This is a genomic window from Rhodoplanes roseus (assembly GCF_003258865.1).
GTDB classification, from domain to species: Bacteria; Pseudomonadota; Alphaproteobacteria; order Rhizobiales; family Xanthobacteraceae; genus Rhodoplanes; species Rhodoplanes roseus.
On sequence record NZ_NPEX01000100.1, the window covers coordinates 1 to 20117 of the forward strand.

Annotated in this window: 18 protein-coding genes; 6 read left to right on the forward strand and 12 right to left on the reverse strand. The window is 69.7% G+C overall.

Going from position 1 to position 20117, the window contains the following annotated elements; all coding sequences use genetic code 11:
• Nucleotides 1-144: 144 nt before the first annotated feature.
• The 8 genes from CH341_RS15540 to CH341_RS15575 all read right to left on the reverse strand — a co-directional run bounded on the left by CH341_RS15540 (nucleotide 145) and on the right by CH341_RS15575 (nucleotide 11454).
• Complete coding sequence (locus CH341_RS15540) at nucleotides 145-1101, reverse strand: NAD(P)-dependent oxidoreductase (protein ID WP_111419920.1); 957 nt, start codon at nucleotides 1099-1101, stop codon at nucleotides 145-147.
• A 58-nt stretch (nucleotides 1102-1159) separates the two neighbouring features.
• The gene (locus CH341_RS15545; RefSeq protein WP_111419921.1) at nucleotides 1160-2440 is read right to left on the reverse strand and encodes a M24 family metallopeptidase; all 1281 of its coding nucleotides are present in this window, start codon (nucleotides 2438-2440) and stop codon (nucleotides 1160-1162) included.
• 156 nt (nucleotides 2441-2596) lie between these two features.
• The gene (locus CH341_RS15550) at nucleotides 2597-3652 is read right to left on the reverse strand and encodes a LacI family DNA-binding transcriptional regulator (protein ID WP_111419922.1); all 1056 of its coding nucleotides are present in this window, start codon (nucleotides 3650-3652) and stop codon (nucleotides 2597-2599) included.
• Between the two features lie 280 nt (nucleotides 3653-3932).
• Complete coding sequence (locus CH341_RS15555; protein ID WP_111419923.1) at nucleotides 3933-7025, reverse strand: molybdopterin dinucleotide binding domain-containing protein; 3093 nt, start codon at nucleotides 7023-7025, stop codon at nucleotides 3933-3935.
• Nucleotides 7026-7035: 10 nt separating this feature from the next.
• Nucleotides 7036-8124 (reverse strand): NrfD/PsrC family molybdoenzyme membrane anchor subunit, encoded by a 1089-nt coding sequence (gene nrfD / locus CH341_RS15560; protein ID WP_111419924.1) that lies wholly within the window; start codon nucleotides 8122-8124, stop codon nucleotides 7036-7038.
• Nucleotides 8121-8873, reverse strand: a complete 753-nt coding sequence (gene dsrO / locus CH341_RS15565; RefSeq protein ID WP_111419925.1) for a sulfate reduction electron transfer complex DsrMKJOP subunit DsrO — start codon at nucleotides 8871-8873, stop codon at nucleotides 8121-8123. The genes nrfD and dsrO overlap by 4 nt, the downstream gene beginning before the upstream one ends.
• A gap of 104 nt (nucleotides 8874-8977) precedes the next feature.
• Entirely contained in the window at nucleotides 8978-9619 is a 642-nt protein-coding gene (locus CH341_RS15570) for a response regulator transcription factor (protein ID WP_111419926.1), read from the reverse strand.
• Entirely contained in the window at nucleotides 9616-11454 is a 1839-nt protein-coding gene (locus CH341_RS15575; RefSeq protein ID WP_210208348.1) for a sensor histidine kinase, read from the reverse strand. The genes CH341_RS15570 and CH341_RS15575 overlap by 4 nt, the downstream gene beginning before the upstream one ends.
• Before the next feature lie 329 nt (nucleotides 11455-11783).
• On the opposite strand from CH341_RS15575, the gene CH341_RS15580 reads away from it, so the two are divergent.
• Entirely contained in the window at nucleotides 11784-12884 is a 1101-nt protein-coding gene (locus CH341_RS15580; protein ID WP_111419927.1) for a YeeE/YedE family protein, read from the forward strand.
• Here the strand turns inward: CH341_RS15580 and CH341_RS15585 are convergent, their stop codons facing one another.
• On the reverse strand, nucleotides 12885-13274 hold the full coding sequence (locus CH341_RS15585) for a thioredoxin domain-containing protein (RefSeq protein WP_245431078.1): 390 nt from the start codon (nucleotides 13272-13274) through the stop codon (nucleotides 12885-12887).
• A 119-nt stretch (nucleotides 13275-13393) separates the two neighbouring features.
• On the opposite strand from CH341_RS15585, the gene CH341_RS15590 reads away from it, so the two are divergent.
• Nucleotides 13394-14131 carry a cytochrome c biogenesis CcdA family protein gene (locus CH341_RS15590; RefSeq protein WP_111419928.1) on the forward strand — a complete coding sequence of 246 codons (738 nt, stop codon included), beginning with the start codon at nucleotides 13394-13396 and terminating at the stop codon, nucleotides 14129-14131.
• Nucleotides 14132-14133: 2 nt separating this feature from the next.
• Here the strand turns inward: CH341_RS15590 and CH341_RS15595 are convergent, their stop codons facing one another.
• The gene (locus tag CH341_RS15595) at nucleotides 14134-14811 is read right to left on the reverse strand and encodes a hypothetical protein (protein WP_146604486.1); all 678 of its coding nucleotides are present in this window, start codon (nucleotides 14809-14811) and stop codon (nucleotides 14134-14136) included.
• Nucleotides 14812-14838: 27 nt separating this feature from the next.
• On the opposite strand from CH341_RS15595, the gene CH341_RS15600 reads away from it, so the two are divergent.
• Nucleotides 14839-15432: a thioredoxin family protein gene (locus CH341_RS15600; RefSeq protein WP_111419930.1), complete on the forward strand. Its 594-nt coding sequence runs from the start codon at nucleotides 14839-14841 to the stop codon at nucleotides 15430-15432.
• A gap of 117 nt (nucleotides 15433-15549) precedes the next feature.
• On the opposite strand, the gene soxX is transcribed toward CH341_RS15600, so the two are convergent.
• The gene (gene soxX / locus CH341_RS15605; protein WP_245431079.1) at nucleotides 15550-16119 is read right to left on the reverse strand and encodes a sulfur oxidation c-type cytochrome SoxX; all 570 of its coding nucleotides are present in this window, start codon (nucleotides 16117-16119) and stop codon (nucleotides 15550-15552) included.
• A 77-nt stretch (nucleotides 16120-16196) separates the two neighbouring features.
• Nucleotides 16197-17057 carry a sulfur oxidation c-type cytochrome SoxA gene (soxA, locus tag CH341_RS15610; protein WP_425376186.1) on the reverse strand — a complete coding sequence of 287 codons (861 nt, stop codon included), beginning with the start codon at nucleotides 17055-17057 and terminating at the stop codon, nucleotides 16197-16199.
• A 395-nt stretch (nucleotides 17058-17452) separates the two neighbouring features.
• On the opposite strand from soxA, the gene soxY reads away from it, so the two are divergent.
• The 3 genes from soxY to soxB all read left to right on the forward strand — a co-directional run bounded on the left by soxY (nucleotide 17453) and on the right by soxB (nucleotide 20081).
• Nucleotides 17453-17902, forward strand: coding sequence for a thiosulfate oxidation carrier protein SoxY (soxY, locus tag CH341_RS15615; RefSeq protein ID WP_111419937.1), 450 nt, complete (start codon nucleotides 17453-17455; stop codon nucleotides 17900-17902).
• Nucleotides 17903-17937: 35 nt separating this feature from the next.
• The gene (gene soxZ, locus CH341_RS15620; RefSeq protein ID WP_111419932.1) at nucleotides 17938-18273 is read left to right on the forward strand and encodes a thiosulfate oxidation carrier complex protein SoxZ; all 336 of its coding nucleotides are present in this window, start codon (nucleotides 17938-17940) and stop codon (nucleotides 18271-18273) included.
• A gap of 107 nt (nucleotides 18274-18380) precedes the next feature.
• On the forward strand, nucleotides 18381-20081 hold the full coding sequence (soxB, locus tag CH341_RS15625) for a thiosulfohydrolase SoxB (protein WP_111419933.1): 1701 nt from the start codon (nucleotides 18381-18383) through the stop codon (nucleotides 20079-20081).
• The last annotated feature ends 36 nt before the right edge of the window (nucleotides 20082-20117 follow it).

Consider the following 20117-nt stretch of genomic DNA (forward strand, 5'->3'; position numbering starts at 1 on the left):
GCTGCTCCGCCTGCCGGATCACCTGCTGGCTCCGATACAGCCTCAGCCGCGTCTCTTCGCCGATGTCGTCGTTGTGGGCGACCACGTCGGCGTGCTGCGATGGTTTCATCGTGGACTCTTCGCGTGATGCGTTGACGATCGGCTTTACAGGCCCGTCGGAACCGCCTTGTTCTCGCTGACCAGCTTCATGCCGGCGCATTCCGCCATGGTCTCGGCCATCTTGGCGAAGTCCTGTGCCAGAATCGCCTCGGCGTCGGGCTGCGACAGCGCCTTGCCGATGTGCTGCTGCAGCACCTCGCGGGTCGCCGCCGTCACCGGCATGGGCACGTCCCATTCGCGACCGAGCTCGAGGCCGAGATCGAGATCCTTGCGCAGCAGCTCCGCCGTGAAGGTCGTGGTCCAGTCGAGGTTGACCAGGGCCGGCGACTTGTAGGCCGTGAACATGGAGCCCATCACGCCGTTGTTCATGAACGACAGGAAGGCCTCGCGCGGCACGCCCATCTTGTTGGCCAGCAGCGTGATCTCGATCAGGTTCTCGATCACCACGCCGAGCATCACGTTGTGGGCGATCTTGCAGACGCGGGCGAGCTCGCCCTCGCCCACATAGGACACGCCGCGTGGCGCGAACACCCCGATCAACGGCATCACGGCCTTGGCCGACGCCTCGGGGCCGGAGACCACCGACGACAGCTTGCCGGCCTTGATCACCTGGCCGTTGCCCGAGACCGGAGCGGCGATGAGATCGACGCCCTTCTCCTTCAAACGCTCGCGGATGCGGATCGAATCCTCCACCGAGATCGTCGAGCAGTCGACGAAGATCTTCGGCAGCGCGCCCTTGGCATTGGTGACGATGCCGTTCTCGCCGAAATAGATCTCCTCGAGGTCGGGACCGGTCGACACGATGGTGAACAGCACGTCCACACCGGCGAGGTCGACCGGATTGCTGACGATCTTGCCACCGAGCGCGGCGAGCGGCTCGGCCTTCGCCTTGGTCCGGTTCCAGATCGACACGTCGTGTCCGGCCTTGAGAAGGCGTTCCGCCATCTGGAAGCCCATGCGACCGACGCCGATCCAGCCGAGCTTCTGTGTGTTCGCAGACATCGTGGTCTCCATGTCGGGAAGGGGAGGCGCAGGCGGCGCCGGGACAGGTTCGCGACGCTCAGTAGCGGTTGGCGATCGGCAGCTCTTCGGCCGGGAACAGCGAGATCACCTTGCAGCCCTTGTCGGTGACCACGACCTCTTCCTCGATGCGGGCGCCCGAGTAGCCGTCGGTCGCCGGGCAATAGGTCTCGATCGCGAACACCATGCCTTCCTTGATCTCGGTCGGATGGTCGAGCGAGACGACCCGCGAGATGATCGGCCGCTCGTGCAGGGCGAGGCCGAGGCCGTGCGCGAACTGCAGGCCGAAGGCCGAGAGCTCGTCCGGGAAGCCGAACTTGTCGGAGGTCGGGAACGCCGCGCAGATATGGGCCGTGGACGCGCCGGGCTTGATCCGCTCCATCGCGCCGTCCAGCCACTCGCGCGCCTTCTTGTAGGCGTCGTGCTGCGCCGGGGTGGCGCGGCCGACATTGAAGGTGCGGTAGTAGCAGGTGCGATAGCCCATGAACGACTGCAGGATGTCGAAGAAAGCCTGATCGCCGGGACGGATCATGCGATCCGTGAAGTTGTGCGGGTGCGGATTGCAGCGCTCGCCCGAGATCGCGTTCACGGCCTCGACGTCGTCCGAGCCGTGGCGATACAGGAACTCGTTCACCTTGGCGACGATGTCGTTCTCGCGGACGCCGGGCTTCAGCTCCTCGTTGATCATCTGATAGGCGCCGTCCACCATGGCGGCGGCGCGGTTCAGGAGGGCGATCTCGTCCTGCGACTTGATCTCGCGCGCCTCGAGCATCACCTGTTGGCCGTCCAGGACCTTGAGGCCGGCCCGCTGCAGCTCGAACATCATCGGCGGCTCGATGATGTCGATGCCGACCGGCATGTCGCCGACGCCGGCCTCGCGCAGCAACGACGCGATCTCCTCGGCATGCCGCTTCATCAGGCCGAAGGCCGGCGCCACGGTGCCGCGCAGGCCGATCAGCCCGGCCCGGCAGTTCTCCGGCGCGAGCCAGGGGGAATACAGCTTGTGATGCACGGCGGCGGAGCCGAAGTCCCACAGGATCGGCTCGCCGGTGCGGGTCAGCAGCGCCCAGCGGGCCAGCTTGTCGCGCTCCCACTCGCCGATCTTGGTCGAGGTGAGGTAGCGGATGTTGTTGACGTCGAAGACCAGCAGCGCGCCGAGCTCGGACGCCTCCAGCGCCTGCTTGGCGCGGGCGAGCCGGTAGCGGTGCAGCCGGCGGTAGTCGACCCGCTCCTCGAAGTCGACGCCCATGATGCCGAGGGACGGCAGCGCCCGGCCCCAGTCGTGCCGCGTCGCGATGTCATCGGCTCGAATTTCGCGCATGTCCGGTCTCCTGCGGGCACCTCTGTGTGCAAACGATTGCACATGCGCCCGGCCCAAGTCAATGCCGTCCTTTCGCCGGTCTTGCCGAATTCGGGATGGCAATCGGCGGCGCGGCCGTTCGGCCGTGCCCGGCGGTCCGGCGGGCAGCGCCCGATCCTACCGGCTGCCCTTGCGCCGCGGCGGCTTGGGGGCGGGGCCGGTCGACTCCCGCACCACCAGCGAGACCGGGAGAACGATATGTCGCGGCTCGCGCCGAACCGGACCGGCCTGCAAGTCCTCGAGCAGGATGCCGGCGGCGGCCGAGCCGCACTGGTAATGCTCGATGCGCACTGTCGTGAGCGACGGCGTGATGCGGTCGACGAACGGAATGTCGTTGAACCCGGTGACGGAGATGTCGCCCGGGCAGGAGATCCCGCGCTTCTTGAGCGCGGCGAGCGCTCCGATCGCCAGCAGGTCGTTGGCGCAGACGATCGCGGTGAGCTTCGGATTCGAGGCGAGCAGCACGTCGACGCAGCGCGCTCCCTCGGCCTCGCGATACTCCGTCGCACGCGCGATCAGCGACTCGCTGTGAACGATGCCGTGGGTCCCGGCCCAGTACCGGTAGGCACTCAGACGCGCCTCGCCGGTCGACGACCAGGCCGGGCCGGAGGCGTATCCGATGTGACGGTGGCCGAGCGAGACGAGATGCGCCAGCACGGCGCCGACGCCGCTCCGCTCGTCGCTGACCACCGACGACACGCCCTCGTCCTTGACGCGACGGTTGACCGTGACGATGAACACGTCGTCCTTCATCGCCGAGGTGATCGCCTCGTCGTCGAGACGCGCGCTGGCGACGATCAGCCCGTCGATTCCCCGCACCTGCAGCGTCTCGATCACGCGCTTCTCGCGCTCCGCGTCCCCCTCGGTGTGGCCGATGATCGAGATGTAGCCGTGCGGGGCGATCCGGTCGTCGACGCCCCGGATGATCGGCGGGAACAGCATGTTGGTGATGTCCGGAATGACGATCCCGATGGCGTTCGTCTTCTTGGTCCGCAGGCTGGCCGCCATCTGGTTGTGGCGATAGCCGAGCTGTTGCGCGGCCTTCGCGATCTTGGCGGCCACGTCGGCGGAAATGCGGTGGCGCGTCCGTGGATCGAGCGCCCGCGACGCCGTCGAGACATGCACGCCGGCCCGCTTGGCCACGTCCTTCAGGGTCGCCTTCTTGGTGGTCATGTCCGTCCCGCGCCGCAAAACAGAACAGCACGCTACACGAAGGAGCAGCGCGGCCCAACCGAGGCCGGTGGACATGGCGGCGCGACAGGGCGAACGGCAAACGTTTGCCCGAAATCGAGGACAATCGGACCCTACAGGCTCGGCGGCGTGGGCCCCGGCGATCGTCCGGCGGCGACTCTCCTGCGCGGCCAGGCGAGCACCCGCACCAGCTCCCAGCCGGCACCGGCGCCGAGCGCGCGCCCGCCCGCCTGTCCTTTACGATGTCACCCGGCCGAGAGGCCTACACGCGGGCGATGCGGGCCGGCAGGCCCTGGCGCACGGCCGAGCCGGCCACCGGGTCGAGCCAGACGGCCGGACCCTTGCGGCTCGGATCGCCGAGGCCGAGATCGTTGAGCGAGACGCCGGCGGCGAGCGCCGGCTTCACCGGCTGGCTGACGCCGCCGATCACGTGCGGCCGGGCGCCGAGCTCCTTGTGGCCGTAGCCGTGCTCGATGGCGATCACGCCCTTCATCACGCCGTGTCGCACCAGCGCGGTCGCCACCACGCTGCCGCCCGGCGTGCTGATCCGCACCGTATCGCCGTTGCGGAGGCCGAGTGCGGCGGCGTCGTCCGCATGGATGGCCACCGGGTTCTCGACATGGATGCCGCGCAGCCGGTCCAGGCCGATGGCGTAGCTGTTCATCAGCACGGACTTTTGGGAGCACAGCAGCATCGGCCAGTCGCTCGCGGGGAAATGCGTGCGCATCGCCGAGCCGTCGGCGAAGGCCGGCTCGGTCCATTGCGGCACGCCGGCGAAGCGCCGGCCCGTGACGGCGCTGCGGGCGGTGCCGACCTGCTCGTTGTAGAGCTGCAGGCCGCGGGGGAACTTCTGCGCCATCTGGTCGCCCTGATACGCCTGGTTCACCGGCTGGAAACGTCCGCCGCGGCTGAGCACATGAGCCGCCTTGCGCCACTCGTCGTCCTTGAGGGTCGATCTCAGCTCCGGAACGAAGCGGTCGACGCCGGTGAGGGCGAGATCGTCGTCGCTCGCGTCGGCGACCGGCTTCTGGCCCGCGAAGGCGACGTTGGCGGCCGCCCGCATGTACCAGTCGGTCGCCCGGTCGAGCGCGACCGCGTTGCCACCGGCGTCCGTCATGGCGTTCGCTCCGAAGCCCCGCAGGCCGAGCGCCTTGGCGATCGCGATGAAGAAGCTCTCCAGCCCGATCCTGTCGCCGTCCTTGGTCCGGGCGAGTGGCGGCTCGACGACGGGCCAGCGCGCCGTCGAGACGCGGGTCGGTACGCCGTGCCAGGGCGCCGCGAAGCCCCAGCTCTCGTACACCAGCGAGTCGGGCACCACGTAGTCGGCATAGGCGACCGTCTCGTTGATGAACGGATCGATGGCGATGATCAGCGGCAGCCGCTTCGGATCCTTCAGGGCCGCGTCCACCTGCGCCCGCAGGCCGGGGATGCCGTAGATCGGGTTGGTGTTCCAGAGGATCAGGGCCTTCAGCGGATACGGGTAGCCGGACAGCGCGGCCGGGAACCACTCGGTGCCGAGCTGCGGTGCCGCCGGGAACCACGGCTGCTCGGCCGGATACGGCCTGCCGGCCTCCGTCTTGGCCTTGAACTCGCCGGAGCGCTCGTACGGCACGTTGCGCGACAGCGGCGTGCCCTTCGGCGTGACGGCCCCCTCGAACGTCGCGAGATTGTAGCGCGGGCCGGCTCCCTCCGCCGGGAAGGCGCCACCCGAGGCCATCGTGCCGCCCTTGGCGTTGAGATTGCCGATCAGCGTGTTGAGGGTGACGAGCGCGAACGCGTTGTAGAAGCCGTTGCCGGCCATGGTGCCGCCATGCGTGTTGACGGCGGCCTTCTTGCCGTGGCTGGTGAACTCCTTGGCCAGGCCTTCGATCACGTCCGCCGGAATGCCGCACGTGGTCGCGTAGTCGGCGATGGTGAAGCGGTTGGCGCTCTCGCGCAGCAGGTCGAACGAGGAGCGCAGCCGCAGCGCCTTTTCGCCGACCGCGAACGGCGCATCGACGATCAGCTCCGCCGCACCGGCGAGCCGATCGTGCGGAAGCAGCCGGCCGGTGCCGGGCTCGGCCACCACGAACGGGTCCTTGTCGCTGTACCGGTCGCCCTCGATCGCGACGCCCAGATCGGAGGCGCGCAGGAAGAAGCCTTCGCGCGGATGCCCGGGCTCGGCGATCACCAGATGGGTGGCGTTCGACCACGACGCCTCGCCGGCGGCGGCCGCCGTCCTGGCGTTCGGCTGCGTGAGGAATTTTTCGTCGTAGCGGCGGTTCTCGATGATCCAGCGGATCATCGCCATGGCGAAAGCGCCGTCCGTCGCCGGCCGGATCGGAATCCAGCGGCCACGATGATGGGCGGCGAGCGCATCCGAATGGCCGAGCACCGGGTCGACCACCACGTAGTTCAAGGTGCCGTCGGTGCGGCCGCGGGCGAGCTGCCAGGCTTGGCGCTTGAACGGGTTGCCGGCATTGGCCGGCGAGGTGCCGCAGAAGATCACGAACTCGGCGGCGGCGAGATCGGGCTTGGCGTGCGGCATCTGCTTGACGTCGCCGAACGCTGCGCCGGAGCCGGACCGGTAGGACCCGCCGCAATAGCCGCCGTGGCCGACGAAGTTGATCGACCCGAAAGCCTGCTGCACGAAGCGCCGCGCGAAGTTTTCACGACCTTCGTTGGTGGAGGACAGGAAGGCGAGCTGGTTGGCCTTCGGCCCGAGATCGGGCCGCGCCGGATCGATCGGGGCGGTGCCGCGGATGGCGCGGAGGCCGGCGACATGGCCCTCGCCGAACAGGTCGCCGCCTTCGATCACCTCGGCGAGGAGCTGCTCGAACGAGATCGGCTGCCACTGCGCGCCGCCGCGCGGGCCGACACGCTTGAGCGGCGTGGTGATGCGGAACGGGCTCGTCATCTGGGCGAGCAGCGCGGCGCCGCGGCCGCAGGCGGTGGAGCGCTCGCACAGGCCCTGCTCGTCGCGCCGCGACAGTGCGACGAAGCTGTCGCGGATCGACGTCTCGGGCGGCAGGGCCGGGTCGGTCGACAGCGGATGGAACGGATTGCCGGCGACCCGGACCACGCGGTTGGTCGCGGTGTCGACCCGCACCCGCACGCCGCAATAGGTCGTGCAGCCCATGCACATGGTGTAGCCGACTCGTTGGCTGGGGTTCGGCGTGAGCGCGCCGGTGGCGGGATCGACGCTGAACTCGGGCGCCAGCGAGGCGCCGTTGATGTTGGCGGCTCGGGCGGCCTTGGGGCCGAGCGACTCGACGGCCCCTTCGACCACCTTCCGGGCGGTGTCCGAGTATCCGGCCGCGAAGGTGGCGAGCCCGCCGAGGGCGACGCCGGATTTCAGAACGGTGCGGCGGTCCATGACGGTCTCCTCAGGCGGACACGAGAGACGAGCGGCGGTCCGGGCGGGCCGGTACCACGGTCGTGATCAGGAGGTAGCAGAACAGCCAGAGCCCGAGCGTGCCGGCGATGCCGAGCAGGCCGTCGTGGCCGAGCGGGAGCTGATAGACGTAGAGGCCGGCGCCGGTCTTCGGCACGGTCTGGCCGCCGATGAACACGGTCCAGCGGAACATCCAGGCGGCGTGCAGGCCGAGCAGGGCGGCGAGCCAGGTCCAGCCCGCCGGCCGCCACGCGACGAGCAGCAGCGGCAGCACGGTCGCGGCGCCGGCCCACAGCGCCGTCACCTGCCAGGCGCGATGCCCGGCGACGCTCGCCAGCGCCTGCGCGTGCGTCCGCTCCAGCCCGAGCGCGCCGAGCGCGAACCAGGCCAGCCCGAGCGCGATCGTGATCGTCAGCGCGCCGGCCATCCAGCGCGCCGCCGCGGTGTCGGCCGCTGCATTGCGCTCGCCGTCGAGCCGGCCGATCAGCAGAACGAGCCCGGCCGCGCCCGTGAAAGCGGTGGCGGCGAACTGCAGCGGCAGGAACGGCGTGTTCCAAAAGGGCCGTGCCCGCACCACCATGGTCTCCATGCCGGTGTAGAGCAGGATCAGGGCGGCGGCGATCAGCGTGACCACCGCGGCCGCCGTGGCGAGGCGCGGGACCGGCCGGCCGCCGAGCGCGACGATCCGTTGCAGCCGGGCGAGCATGTGGTCGCTCTGCGCACCCGCGGCTGCGAGATCGGGCCGCAGCACGGCCCAGGCATAGACCAGGAGCCCGCCCACATAGGCCGGGATGAAGAACGCGCCCCAGGCCATCCAGGAGTGCAGGTTCGGGGTCGCGTAGAAGCGCCAGAAGCGGCCGGGCTGGTGCAGGTCGGCGAGCAGTGCGACCGGTGCGACGAGACCGCAGGCGAGCGCCCCGACCAGAGCGCGGCGGGCGAAGGTGCGGTCGCCACGGTCGAAAGCGAGACCGAGCGACATCACGAAGCAGGCGACCGACAGGCCGATCAGGAAGAAATACTGGACCGCCCAGGGCAGCCACGACACGTCGCGCGAGACGTTGACGACCTCGAGGATGCTCATGTGTGCTGCTCCGCGCTGGGGCGCCACAAGGTGGGCTGGCCCTCGACCTTGCCGGCGAGCCGGTCGTCGAGACCGAGATAGAAGACATGCGGCCGGGTGCCGAGTTCCGGCTTCAGCACCTTGGCGTCGCCCTTGGCGACCAGCCGCGACACGGCGCTTTCGGGATCGGCGAGATCGCCGAACACGCGGGCGCCGCCGACACAGCTCTCGACGCAGGCCGGCAGCAGGCCCGCCGTGACCCGGTGGGCGCAGAACGTGCACTTGTCGGCCGTCTGGGTGAGGTGATTGACGAAGCGCGCGTCGTAGGGGCAGGCCTGGACGCAATAGGCGCAGCCGACGCACCGGTCGGCGTCGACCACCACGGTGCCGTTCGGCTGCTGGAAGGTCGCGCCGACCGGGCAGACCGGGATGCAGGGCGCGTCGGCGCAGTGGTTGCACAGCCGCGGCAGCATCGCCATCCCGGCGCGGCCGTCCTCGACCACCTCGTAGGTCGACACGATGGTGCGGAAAGAGTCCTCCGGCACCGCGTTCTCGAAGATGCACGACACCGTGCAGGCCTGGCAGCCGATGCACTTGCCGACATCGACCACCATGGCGAAGCGGTGCGGGCCGGCGTCGGCGAGCGCCGCCGAGGGGGCAGCCGCGGCCGGCGCAGCGCGCGCGGATCCGGCCGAGACCGGTGCCGCCGTCGCCGCGCCGACCGTCACGGCGCCGAGGGATCTGAGAAAGTCACGTCGGGTGTCGGGCATGCCGGACTCCTGGCGGGAGCCCGAACGATCGTGTCGCCCCCGCGAGCCAGAGCACGCTACGCCTGTCAACAGGTCGGGATAATTTGGAGATTTCCCCCAAGGGCTTAGGGGTTAACCCCTAAGCCGCCCACCAGCGTCAGCATGCGGGCGAGGTCGGCGCCGGTGGTCGCCGCCATCTTCTCCATCGCGTTGTGGCGATGGATCTCGACGGTCTTTAGGCTGATGCCGAGGTCGAAGGCGATCGCCTTGTTCTGCTTGCCGGCGGCGACCAGCGCCGCCACCTCGCGCTCGCGCGCCGTGAGGGTGGCGAGGCGGGTCCTGATCGCGTCGGTCTCGCGGCTCCCGTCGCGGCGGCTGCGGGCGAGCCGCAGGGCCTCGTGGATGCGCTCGATCAAAAGCTGGTTGTTGAGCGGCTTCTCGATGAAGTCGAGGGCCCCGGTGCGCATCGCCCGCACCGCCATCGGCACGTCGCCGTGGCCCGTGATGACGATCACCGGCATCGCGACGCCGCGCCGCACCAGCGTCTCGTGCAGCTCGAGGCCGCTCAGGCCGGGCATGCGCACGTCGGTCACCAGGCAGGCGATGCGATCGGGATCGTGATCGGCCAGGAACGCGTCGGCGGACGCGAAGGTGCGCACCGCGAGGCCGAGCGGCGTCAATAGCCAGTCGAGCGAGTCCCGCATCGCGTCGTCGTCGTCGACCACGTAGACGATGGCATCGTCCGTTCGCGAATCCGTATCGATCATGAATCCTCCCCGATGGCCGGCAGCCACAGCCGCATCACCGTGCCGCCGCCCGGATTGTCCTGCGCCTGCAGGCGGCCGCGATGCTCGGTGACGATCGACTGGCACAGCGCGAGCCCGAGGCCCAGCCCGTCCGGCTTGGTGGTGAAGAACGGCTCGAACAGCCGCGCCTTCACGGCGTCGCTCATCCCGGCGCCGCGATCCGCCACCGCCACGACGGCGCCGCCCTCCGCGGCGCACGTCTCCAGGCCTATGGTGCACGGCCCGGGGCCGGATCCGACCGTCGCGTCGGCGGCGTTCTGCAGCAGATTCAGCAGCACCTGCTGGAGCTGGATCCGGTCGCCGGCGACCGCGGGCAGCACGGCGGCGGGCGCCGTCTCCACCCGCACGCCGATGCGGCGCGCCGGTCCCTCGAACAGCTCCACCGTCTCGGCCACCACGTCGGCGAGATCGAGGCGGGTTTGCGCCGGCTCGCGCTTCTTCACGAAGGCCCGGATGCGCTGGATCACCTGGGCGGCCCGGTCGGCCTGCTGGCGGATCCGCCGGGTGCCCTCGGCGAGCGCCGCGACGTCGGGCGGAACCGCGGCGAGGCGCACGGCACAGCCGTCGGCGTAGTTGACGATGGCGGCGAGCGGCTGGTTCAGCTCGTGCGCCATGCCGCCCGCCATCTCGCCCAGGATGGCGAGGCGCGCCGCGTGGTCGAGCTCCTTGCGGTGCAGCGCCTCCTGCTCCTCGATGCGGCGTCGATGCGCCATCTCGCCGACGAGGTCGGCGTTGGCCGTGGCGAGCTCGGCGGTGCGCCGGCGGACCAGTCGCTCCACCCGCAGCACATGCACGGCCCAGGTGCCGAGCGCGATGCCGAAGAGCGCGAGGATCTGCCAGTAGCGGGCGAGCACGTCGCGGGCCGAGATGTGGCGCAGCGGCTCGTAGGGGCCGATCTTGAGGTCGCGGAACGCCTCGTGCACCGGCTGGTAGTCGAGCGGCACGGTCCAGCCCGCACCGCCGGGCGGCGGCTCGTAGGTGAGCAGCGCAGTGGCGACCCGCTTGGCGAGCGCCGGTTCGGTGCCGCGCAGCTTGGCGATCGGCCAGTCGGGATAGACCCGGCTCGACACCGTGCAACGGGTGGCGTCGCTCGGCATCGGGGCCAGCACCCGCAGGGCACCGGGCGTGAGCGTGCCGTCCGCCTCGCGGCTCTCCTTCAGGCAGCCGCGCACGATCCCGGCGTCGACCCGGTTGGTGACGACCGCCTCGATCACCCGGGTCATCGGGAAGCCGACGCTGTCGAGGGTCAGGTCGCGGAACGGATCGACGCCGCTGGCTGCGAGCTCGCGCCAGGCGGCCTGGAAGCCGCCGAACGCCGTGGTGCCGACGACGGCGACGCGCTTGCCGGCGAGATCGGTGAGCGAGTTCAGGTCGGTGCGGTCGCTGCGGACCAGCACGGCCGACGCGACCGGCGCGCCGGACTCCAGGGTGGCGATGCGGCTGACGCCCAGCGCCGTCTCCAGCTCGACGTAGTGGCCCGGATTGGTGACGACGAAGTCGACCTCGGCGGTCGCCACGGCCCGCTCCAGCCCGGCGTGGTCGAGCGGCAGGAGCCGCACCGCCGTGCCGGGCAGGCCGGCCTCGATGGCCCGCGCCGTCGGTCCCCACTCCTCCTGGCTGTACTCGGCCCCGAGAAACGCCAGCACCCCGATCCTGATCGTGGCGGGAGGCGACGGCCCGGCGTCGGACGACGGCTGCGACCGGGCGACCTCCGAACCGGCGAGCAGCGCCAGCCCGAACAGGGCTGCCGCGGCCGCCCGCCCTGTGATCGGCCACGTGGTCGATTGATTCGGCAAGTCGGGTCCTTCGAAAGCAGGGGTCGAGAAGGTCGGCGGCGCCGGAGCATCGTCCGGTCGCCTGCCGGGGGCGAGACGGCCGACTCTAGGGAGCGCCGCGGTCGGGATCGCTGACCCACCTCAAGTCGACATGCAAAGTCGCTCGTGGCATGCGCGGCGGTCCGGCGGGCGGACTCGCGTGCCGCGTCGGTGACGTGTGGTGCCATGATGCCACTGCGCGACGACCCCCCGATCGGCTCGGTTGCGGTTCGTCAATGCCTTGCCTGTCGTGTGCGGTGCATCCTCGTCCCGGCGGCGCGCCGTGACGGCGGACACCGGCGGAGGCGGGGGTGGATCTGATCACGATCATCGACGCGGTGGGGGAGGGGCCGGCGCTCGCGCTGGGCGGGGTCGCGGTCGGCGCCGCGTTCGGCTTCGCGGCCCAGCGCAGCCGCTTCTGCCTGCGGGCCGCGTCGATCGAGTTCTACCACGGTCAGGTCGGCCAGAAGGTCGCCATCTGGCTGATGGCCTTCGCCACGGCGGTGGTCTGGACCCAGGCCTTCATCCTGATGGGGCTGCTCGACGTCTCCGAGGCGCGCCAGCTCGCCCAGCGCGGCAGCCTGTCGGGCGCCGCGATCGGCGGCCTGATGTTCGGTGCCGGCATGATCATGACGCGCGGCTGCGCCAGCCGGCTCCTGGTGCTCTCCGCCACCGGAAACCTGCGGGCGCTGCTGACCGGCCTGGTGATGGCCGTCACCGCGCAGTCGGCGTATCGCGGCGCGCTCGTTCCGTTGCGCGAGACGATCACCGCCTGGTGGACGATCGACGGCGCCGGCGCGCGCGATCTCCTGGTGATCCTCGGCCTCGGCCACGGTCATGCGTTGGCGTTCGGGATCGTGTGGTGTGGGGCGGCCTACGTCTACGCCGTGCGCAGCCGGCTGCCCGCCTCGACCTGGTTCACGGCGTCCGGTGTCGGCGGCATGGTGGCGATCGGCTGGCTCTTCACCTACGCGATCTCGCAGGCGAGCTTCTCGCCGGCCCGCGTCACCAGCATCACGTTCACGGGGCCGTCGGCCGACACGCTGATGTTCGTGCTCGATCAGTCCCGGATGGTGTGGAACTTCGACATCGGCTTGGTGCCGGGCGTGTTCATCGGTTCGCTGGCCGGCGCGCTTCTGTTCAAGGAATTCGAGCTGCAGGGCTTCAAGGACGGTCTCAGCATGCGGCGCTACATCGTGGGCGCGGTGCTGATGGGCTTCGGCGGCATGCTGGCCGGCGGCTGCGCGGTCGGCGCCGGTGTTTCGGGCGGCGCAATCTTCGCGGCCACGGCCTGGATCACCCTCGCCTGCATCTGGCTCGCCGCCGGCGTCACCGATTTCCTCATGGACCGCGAGACGCCGGCCGCCGCCGGTGTGCCTACGCCGGAGTCGGCGTCCGGCCGGGCCGGGTGATCACTCCGGCGGCAGCAGCTCGAGGAGGCGGTCGAGCCTCGCCCAGAAGAAGTCTTCCCCCGGATAGCCCTCGATGCGGCCGAGCTCGATATCGTCGCGGGTGAGCAGGAAGGTCGGCGTGTAGCGCACCGGCCGGGCGAGCGTCAGGCCCGATGCAGGGACGTCCCGCTTGTCGATCTCGCGGATCGGTGCGCGCCTCGCCTCCGCGGTCTTTCCGTAGATCGGGCCGATCTTGGCGTCCCATTCACGGCAATACGGGCATCCGGCCTCGCGCACATAGACGAGCGCGACGCGGGCGGGCGCCGCCGCCCCGGGGCCGGCGGACGCCAGAACGAACGCCCCGGACAGGGTGTTGCGGAGCAGGGTGCGGCGGCTCGGGCGGTGCGACATGATTACACAATATAGGATATGTGCAGCGAAGGTTTGCAAGTCCGGCGGCTTCGGGCCACCATGCCATCATACGACAACTGAGCCCCTCGCGACAGGCGCGGGGCCGCGGGGGACGTTCGATGACGCTCGAGGTGGGGCTCGCCGCCGCCGCGCTGGCGGGCCTGCTGTCGTTCCTGAGCCCGTGCGTGCTGCCGCTGGTGCCCCCCTATCTCACCTGGCTGGCCGGGGCCTCGCTCGCCGAGCTGTCGGGTGAGACGCCGCGGGCCGGCGTCACGGCGCGTGCCTTCGTGCGGGCGCTCGCCTTCGTGGCCGGATTCTCGGCCGTGTTCGTGGCGCTCGGCGCCAGCGCCTCGTTGCTGGGGCGGCTGCTGATCGATCATCTCGGCCTTCTCTCGCGGATCGCCGGCGTGATCATCGTGGTGCTGGGCCTGCATTTCGTCGGGCTCTTCAGGATTCCGCTGCTCTATCGCGAGGCGCGCTTCGGGCTCGGCGGCCAGTCCGCCGGTCTCGCCGGCGCCTTCGTGATGGGGCTCGCCTTCGCGTTCGGCTGGACGCCGTGCGTCGGCCCGGTGCTCGCCTCCATCCTGCTGATCGCCGGCGCCGAGGACTCGGCCGGGCAGGGCGCCTTGCTGCTCGCCGCCTACGCGGCCGGCATCGGCTTCCCGTTTCTCGCCGCCGCCGTGTTCGTTAAGCCGTTCCTGGCGTTCCTGGCCCGCTTCCGCCGCCACCTCGGCCGCATCGAGATGCTGGTCGGCGTTCTGCTCATCGTCACGGGCGTGCTGATCTTCACCGGCACGATGGCGGACATCGCCGGCTGGCTCCTGGAGACCGTTCCGACGCTCGGAAAGATCGGGTGACGTCACCCGAACCGGAAGCGCAGGAGCTGCTCGTAGGCGCGCAGCTCGATCATGAAGCGGTGCAGCAGCTCGCCGTCGCCGGAGCGTGCGGCGTCGGGCACGCGGGCGAGCGAGGCGCGGGCGCCGTCGACCAGCCGGCGGAAGTCCGGGTCGGCCCTGACCAGCGCCGGTGCTTCGGCGTCGCAGCGGGCGAGGGCGGCGTCGCTCGATGTCGCGGCGTCGGCAACGGCGGCGCGCGCCGTGCTGTCGGCGAGGTCGGGCGGCCGGGTGCGATGGCGGTCCAGGAGGGCATAGACTTCGGAGAAGTCGCGCACGCAGTCGGCCGGCAGCCGTACGCCGGCGGCACGGCGCTGCGCCGCGAGATCGGCGGCGAGGGCCTCGACGGCATCGCCCGCGGTCGCGAGGTCGCCGGCGTCGACCGCATCGAGGGCGCGCGCCGCCTGGGCCGCCTGCGGCGCGCCGGCCAGCGCCTTGACCAGCCGCTCGAGCGCCAGGGCGGCGAGCGCTGCATTGCCGGTGCGGATGTAGCCGGCGGCGAGGCGTCGATCGGCCAGCACCGCGTCGTCGGTCGCCGGCAGGCGTGCCTGCGTCAGACCCGGCGCGATCGATGCAAGGAGCGCGACGATCGTGATCAGGAGGTGCGGCATCCAGATGCGAGGCGAGCTGACTTGCGCTATCATCGAAAAAAATCTCATGAGGAAACGTCCATGCCGTCACGTCACCCGTTATCCCGTCGTGCCGTAATCGTCGGAGCACTGGCCGGCGCCGCCATTCCGGGCTTTCCGCACGGGTCGGACGCCGCCGAGATCACCCTGAACGAGGATGGGCTGCCGCAGGTCGAGTGGTTCCTGCAGAGCCTGCTCGAGCTCGCCGACGACGTCGAACTCGCGTCGCGCAACGGCAAGCGCCTCGCCGTGATGTGGGAGCTGCGCGGCTGCCCCTACTGCCGCGAGACCCACGTGAGGAATCTCGGTGACCCGGCGATCGCCGCCTACATCCGGGACAAGTTCGAGGTGCTGCAGCTCAACGTCGCGGGCGACCGCAAGGTCGTCGATCTCGACGGCGAGACCTTGACGGAGCGGCGGCTCGCCGAGAAGTACGGCGTGCGCTTCACCCCGACCTTCCAGTTCTTCGGGGAGAACGTCTCTGCCGTGAAGGGCAAGCCGCCACGCGAGCGCGAGGTGGCGCGGGCGCAGGGCTATCTCGAACCGAAGCATTTCCTGGCGCTCTTTCGCTTCGTCGCCGACAAGGCCTACGAGAAGGGCTCGCTGCGCGACTATCTCCGCGCCCAGGGCGCGTGAGAGAGCTCGTCATTCCGGACGGCGAAACGCGCCGGGCCCGGAATCCATGTTCACAAACCGGGTTATGGATTCCGGGCTCGCGGGCCTGCGGCCCGCGCCCCGGAATGACCGGAGAGGTCACTTGTTCACCGGCGACTCCGGATCGAGCAGGAACGCCACCGCGTCCCTGATCTGGTCGATGGTCAGGAACTTGTTGTGGCCGAAGCGCGGCATGTTGGAGCAGGCATAGACGGCCTGGGCATTGTAGACGCGCTCGTAGACTTCCTTCTGGGCCTCGGGCGTGGTGCCCTTCAGCTTGCCGTAGCCGGCGAGGCTCGGTCCCAACGTGCCGTAGCTGATCTCGGCGGGCGCGAGCTGGTGGCAGGCGTAGCAGTTGCCGCCGTTCGCCTGCTTGGGATTGTCGCCCATGCGCCCGCCGAAGCCGGACAGCGCCAGCTTCTCGCCGGCCTTCCAGTCGCCCAGATACTTGGCGTCGGGCGGATAGCTGACGGTCTGCTTCTCACGGGCCAGGATGGCGTCGGCCAGGGCCTGCGGCGGCTGGTTGCGGTATTGCGAGCAGATCCGCATCGTCTCGTCCTGGACGACGCGGGCCGCGAGGTCGGGCGGGAGGCCCTTCCATGCGGCGGCGACCGCCCTTTCGAGCGTCTCGCGCGAGATGCCGGGGGCCATCTCGGTGTCACTCTTCACGTCGGCAGCCGATGCCGCGCCGGACAGAAGGAGGATGGCGGCCGCGGCCGCGGAACAGGTCCTGAGCATCGGGGGCCTCAGCGCTTGATGGAGGGGACTTCGATGGTGCCGCCCTCGGCCTTCTTGGTGAGATAGGCGGCGAGCGCGATCGTCACGTCGGAGGCGTAGCCGACGTCGGGCATCCGCATCTGCCAGTAGCAATCCCATATGCGGTGCTGCATGGTGCGCAGCGACGCCTGCGAGACCCGGTAGGTCGGCCAGGAGCCCATGGTCGCCTGGGCGTTCTTCGGATTTTCGAAGAACGGCAGGTTCTGCAGCCTGATGCGCTGGCCTTCCTGGCCATGGCAGGTCTGGCAGGAGAAGTCGTTGACGCTGGAGCGGCGATAGAACAGCGCCTCGCCGAGCGCCACCATCTCCTTCTCCTTCGGATGCTCCATCCGGGCGGCGTACTTGAAGCCGTTCGATTTGTTGGCGACGAAGGCGACCAGCGCCTCGATCTCGGTCGCCGGGTTGCCGCCCGAGGAGGCGAACGGCTTCTTGCGGAGCGGCGCCGTGTCCAGCCCCTGGATCGTCTCCATGCACCACAGGATGCGGGATTCGGCGTCCATCACTCGGCCCGCGTCGGCGAAGAACCGCGGCAACTCGGCATAGGCGCCGTCGAGCGTGCCGGGACCCTTGCCGAGATCGCAGGTCTCGAGAGTCGCGTTCTTCGGGCCGCGCGCCGTCGACCACAGCGTCTCGCCGCTGTCGACCGCGAGATAGCCCGGGTTCGACATCGGGTCCGAGATCATCGCCCGGTATTTTTCGAGGAGCTTGTCGGCGTCCTCCTCGGGCGCGGCTTGCGGAGCGGGGGTCTGCGCGCCGGCGACCGACGACATCAACGTGACCGACGCGGCCGCCACGACGGCGCGCGCCAGGGCCTTCCATCCTGAGATCATGTTTCCTCCGACCATGGCTCGCGCGGCTGCCGGTGAGCGGTCTTGTGACGTGTCGCGCGTTTCCGTCAGAATATATTCTCGAACGCGAATGAAAAGAGCTTTTTCTACGTTATGTCGTGACGGAGGGATGAAAGTCCTGTTTCTCGCTGCATTGCAGCAACAATTGTGCTGCGGTTCGACGTTTGACCTATTGCGTGGCCGGACCGGACGAGCTACAGATTTACAAAATAATGAATGTATGGAGGAAGCTGGTCCCGGAGGCGCTGCCCGCGTCTTCTCTGGTGCTATGCGATCCGCTGCTTTCCCGGCCGGTGCGTCACATCCGGTGCGTCGCGACGAGTCCACGCATGGCGGGCCGCGGTCCGCCGTCCAGGAGGAGAGGTTCAGCAATGACGATGACAGTGAGCCGACGCGAGGCGTTCGCGCTGGGCGCCGGAGCGGTGGCGGTCCTGAGCCTCGGCGGCGTCGGCCCGGCCTTCGCCAAGAACGATTCCGACGAGCTGATCAAGGCGTTCACGGGCGGCAAGGCGCCGGTGAAGGGCAAGATCAAGCTCGACCTTCCCGACATCGCCGAGAACGGCAACACGGTGCCGCTCGCCTTCACGGTCGAGAGCCCGATGACCGAGGCCTCGCACGTCACCGACGTGCTGATCGTCGCCGAGGGCAATCCGCGTGGCGGCCTCGCCACCTTCCATTTCTCCCCGCGCTCCGGCGTCGCCGAGGCGGCGACCCGCATCCGCCTCGCCGAGACGCAGAACGTGATCGCGATCGCCAAGATGAACGACGGATCGCTGTTCACCGACACGCGGCAGGTGAAGGTGACCATCGGCGGCTGTGGCGGCTGATCCGGCCCCGTCCTCAGACATTCAGGAGAAGTGACATGGCGACACCCGCGCCGCGGCCGCGCATCCGTCTCGACAAGAAGGAGGCCAAGAAGGGCGACCTCGTCGAGGTCAAGGCCCTGGTGGCTCACATCATGGAGTCGGGCCAGCGCAAGGACAAGGACGGCAACGTCATCCCGCGCAAGATCATCAACAAGTTCACCTGCGAGGTGAACGGCCAGCTCGTCTTCGCCGCCGATCTCGAGCCGGCCGTGTCGGCCAATCCCTATCTGCAGTTCAAGTTCAAGGCGGAGGAGACCGGCAAGGTCGTCCTCACCTGGATCGACGACGACGGCACCAAGATCGTCGGCGAAGACACGATCACGGTGAGCTGAGCGCGGCTTCTGCCGCCGGGCGGCGCCGCCGCCTCGCCCACCGGAACGATCGTCCAGAGGAAACGTCGGGACGCCGGAGACCGCTCCGGTGCGGGAGGACGCGCGCCATGACGACGCGACGAGATCTGCTCCAATACTCCGCGGCCATGGCCGCTGCGCTCGCCGGTACGAGCCTGGGCGGCGGCGGATCGATCCGCGCGTTCGCCCAGCAACGGGTGACGCAGGCGGATCTGCTCGCCTTCGAGCCGGTCGGCAACGTGACGCTGGTGCACGTCACCGACATTCACGCCCAGCTGATGCCGGTGTATTTCCGCGAGCCCACCGTCAATCTCGGCGTCGGCGAGGCCAAAGGCGTGCCGCCGCACGTCACCGGCAAGGCGCTGCTCGACGCCTACAAGGTGCCGGCCGGAAGCCCGCTCGCCTATGCGCTCGCCGACGTGGATTTCGAGGCGCTGGCGAAGAGCTACGGCCGGGTCGGCGGGCTCGATCGGGTCGCCACCGTGATCGAGGCGATCCGGGCGGCGCGCGGCGACCGCGTCGTGCTGCTCGACGGCGGCGACACCTGGCAGAACTCCTACACGTCGCTGGCCACCAAGGGCCAGGACATGGTCGACGTGATGGCGCTGCTGAAGCCGGACGCCATGACGGCGCATTGGGAGTTCACGCTCGGCGAGGAACGGGTCAAGGAGATCGTCGACAAGCTCGGCTTCCCGTTCCTGTGCCAGAACGTGCGCGAGAGCGAGTTCCAGGACGAGGTGTTCAAGGCCTCGACCATGATCGAGCGTGGCGGCGTCAAGATCGCCGTGATCGGCCAGGCGCTGCCCTACACGCCGATCGCCAATCCGCGCTGGATGATCCCCAACTGGACCTTCGGCATCCGCGAGAAGGAACTTCAGGCGGAGGTCGACAAGGCACGCGCCGCGGGCGCCGGCTTGGTGGTGCTGCTCTCGCACAACGGCTTCGACGTCGACCGCAAGCTGGCGAGCCGGGTGAAAGGCATCGACGTCGTCCTCACGGCCCACACCCACGACGCGCTGCCGGCGCCCGTGAAGGTCGGGAATACGCTGCTGATCGCCTCGGGCAGCCACGGCAAGTTCGTGTCGCGGCTCGACCTCGACGTACGCGACGGCGCCGTGCGGGATTATCGGTATCGGCTGATCCCGGTGCTGTCGGACGTGATCACGCCGCATGCCGGCGTCGCGGCGACGATCGCGCAGCATCGTGCGCCGCATGAAAAAATGCTGGGCGAGGTGGTCGGGAAGACCGCGACGACGCTCTACCGGCGCGGCAACTTCAACGGCACGTTCGACGACGTGATCTGTGACGCGCTCCTGGCCGAACGTGATGCCGAGATCGCGCTGTCGCCCGGCTTCCGCTGGGGCCCGACACTGTTGCCGGGCCAGAACATCACCCGTGAGGACGTCTACAACGCCACCGCGATGACCTATCCGGCGGCGTATCGGATGAGCATGACGGGCGGGCGGCTGAAGGAGATCCTCGAGGACGTCGCCGACAACATCTTCAATCCCGATCCGTATCTGCAGCAGGGCGGCGACATGGTGCGGGTCGGCGGGCTCTCCTACACGATCGACGTGTCCAAGCCGATCGGCGGCCGCATCGGCGACCTGGCGCTGGTGCGCACCGGGAAGCCGCTCGCCGCCGACAAGGACTACACGGTCGCCGGCTGGGCGAGCGTCAACGAGGGCACCGAGGGCCCGGCGATCTGGGACGTGGTGTTCGACCATCTGAAGAAGACGCCGACCGTGGCACCGACCGGTGCCTCGACGGTGAAGCTCTCGGGGGCGTGACACTCACTTCGCCCTCCCCTGGAGGGGAGGGGCGAC